Annotated in this window: 1 protein-coding gene, 1 tRNA gene and 1 pseudogene; all 3 read right to left on the minus strand. The window is 32.4% G+C overall.

All coding sequences use genetic code 11. The features are described 5' to 3' along the window. Positions 1-548 precede the first annotated feature (548 nt). A complete protein-coding gene (locus tag AB1Z17_RS13780) occupies positions 549-1,607 on the minus strand; it encodes a YggT family protein (protein WP_368052348.1) in 1,059 nt (352 codons plus the stop codon). A gap of 159 nt (positions 1,608-1,766) precedes the next feature. Continuing rightward, positions 1,767-1,840: transfer RNA gene (locus tag AB1Z17_RS13785), tRNA-Pro, on the minus strand. Between the two features lie 243 nt (positions 1,841-2,083). Continuing rightward, a pseudogene (psaB, locus tag AB1Z17_RS13790) lies at positions 2,084-2,668 on the minus strand (photosystem I chlorophyll a apoprotein A2); the annotation flags it as partial.

Genomic DNA, 2,668 nt, shown 5'->3' on the forward strand with positions numbered 1-2,668 from the left:
GAAATAAGTGACAGAAATTAAAAATGATAAGTATTTTTAAGTCTAATCAAAATCCTAAAACATTTTAGTTTTTTAAAAGGATTCCGATCAGAAGATATTAGTAATTTTGAAAACAAAGCTCTCGATGGAATTAACTCCTAAAAAAACCATAAGAAAAAAGGTATCGGAAATTCCTAGGATTCTGCGATCAATCCAGATATTTTGAATTTCAAAAAAGAAATATTGAAAAATTATTCTCTGTCTTTAGAAAGTGATTTAATGATTAGTTGATCAGAACCTTTTGATTTATTTGGCAGATTCATAAATAACTAATAGGAAAGAATCTCCAATAAAAAGTTTCAGTATAGAAAATAAAAAAAAAATATTATTTGTCATATTTCTCAAACTTGCTACCTTCATTAAAATTCTAATGAGATATAATTAAATTATCAGGCCACTAAACTTTGAGAAGAGAGAAGATAAGCAGAGACTAAAGGTATTTTCTAGAAGGAGCAAACCAGAATGTTTGTTTCCATCTAGAAAAGAAAATGGGTAACTCTGACTTCAAACTACTGGATGAAAAACGTAGTTAAATAGTCAGTAACAGAATAAAGCTTTGTTAAAACCAAGTCCGTAGGAATCAAATCATTTTTGGATAACAATTCTGTGGAAACCATATGATTTAAATTATTCTCTAAATCTCCCAAAGAACTAAAAATGGAAGATGTTAATTTTTCCGGGTGTAGTTGGGCCACCATATCATCAGGTAAAAATTGAATGTCTAAGTTTTTATAAGCTTTCTCCATATATTCTAAAATATCTGGTCGCTCATTATACCAGAATTCTCTGAGATCATTTGGAATTGGATAGCGATACCACAAAATTGGTAAATAATGAAAAACTAAAACATTTTTCATTTGTTCATTAATAAGCAACTTAGTTTCTTCCCCTTCACTAGGTAAAAACGGCATTGTAAAAACCAAATGATTTAAACTATCGGCTATAACTCCAAGAATCCCTAAAAAGACACTTCCTGTAATATTAACTCCAAGGATAGCTGGCACAATTCCTTGCAAGACATCTTCTGTCCAATCAACAGCAGCTGCTATATAACACCATGGAACAGTGTAAGGATTAATATAAATAAACCAAGACAAAGCGATTCGTAAGATTACAATTTGCGAGTAAACCATAAGTCCAACAAAAAAAACTTCACGAATCGTTTCTAAAACCGTGATATCTAAACAAATATCTAATCGAACTTGAATAAACTCCGAAAGCCAGTCAGGTAAAAAGTAAATATTTTTATAATTCTCAATATAGAAATTATAAAAACCTTCTTCTTTACTTTCGTAAATGTATCGCGGAACTGTTTCTACTTTCGGTGTTGGCCCAAAAATCATTTCAAACCATGTTTCGGGTCTTTGAACTGGTGGCCAATAGGTACGGTGTGTTGGGAGACTATCAAGAAAGCGCGATCGAGCATATTGATCACTTGGAATCTCTGACATTGTAGGCATTCCTGGATTTGTTGGATATCCAAAGAATCCAGCGATCCCTTTAAAAAAATTACCGACTATATCATAGAAGGCAGTTCGAACTGAAACAAATTTTTCATCTAAACTCATTTGAAAATTTGAAGTAATCGTAAATTAATAAGAGATAATATAAGAAACTGAGAATCAGTTCATATTTCTGATTGACAAGTAAAGAGTATAAAAAATAAATTAAATTCCATCAACATTTGAAGAGCTTCTTTTCATAATTTAATTTTTTAAATCTGTATCTCGGGATAGTAGGATTTGAACCTACGACACCCTGCTCCCAAAGCAGGTGCTCTACCAAGCTGAGCTATATCCCGAATCAAAAGGAATAACTGAAGTTTTGATGATGCTTCAAGTTATAGCTTACTAGATTTTTCTAATTTATACAAGGCTTAAGTTGAAACACAAATACGACTAGGCAATAGAAATCTTAAAAAAGATAACTTAACCAGCGAGTATCCGAATCTCTAGAAGTAAAAATTCTATCGACGCAAAGAGTCGAAAAAAAACGAGTCTAATGTATGAAAATTCATACATTAGACAAAATAAAATTTGGAAAATTAACCAAACTTACCAGAAGTTGAAGCAATTACAAATGACGCATAAGTTAAAATATAACCAACAGCAAAATGTACTAAACCAACTAAACGAGCTTGAACAATTGAAAGAGCAACTGGTTTGTCTCTCCAACGAACTAAGTTTGCTAATGGTGTACGTTCATGAGCCCAAACTAATGTCTCAATTAATTCTTGCCAGTAACCACGCCATGAAATTAAGAACATAAAACCTGTCGCCCAAATTAAGTGAGCGAATAAGAATGTCCATGCCCAAACCGATAAGTTATTCATACCAAATGGGTTATAACCATTAATTAATGGTGATGAATTTAACCATAAATAATCACGTAACCAACCCATAATGTAATTTGATGATTCATCAAATTGTCCTGGGTTACCACCCCAAATTGTCATGTGTTTCCAATGCCAGTAGAATGTTACCCAACCAATTGTATTTAACATCCAGAACATAGCTAAGTAGAATGCATCCCAAGCTGAAATATCACATGTACCACCACGACCTGGACCATCACATGGGAAACTGTAACCAAAATCTTTTTTGTCTGGCATTAATTTAGAACCACGTGC

Source organism: Lutibacter sp. (assembly GCF_040883305.1).
GTDB lineage: Bacteria > Bacteroidota > Bacteroidia > Flavobacteriales > Flavobacteriaceae > Lutibacter.

What these genes read in the sequence shown, in the direction of transcription:
- AB1Z17_RS13780 (WP_368052348.1), bottom strand. Translation starts at nt 1,607, where the DNA reads ATGAGTTTAGATGAAAAATTTGTTTCAGTTCGAACTGCCTTCTATGAT.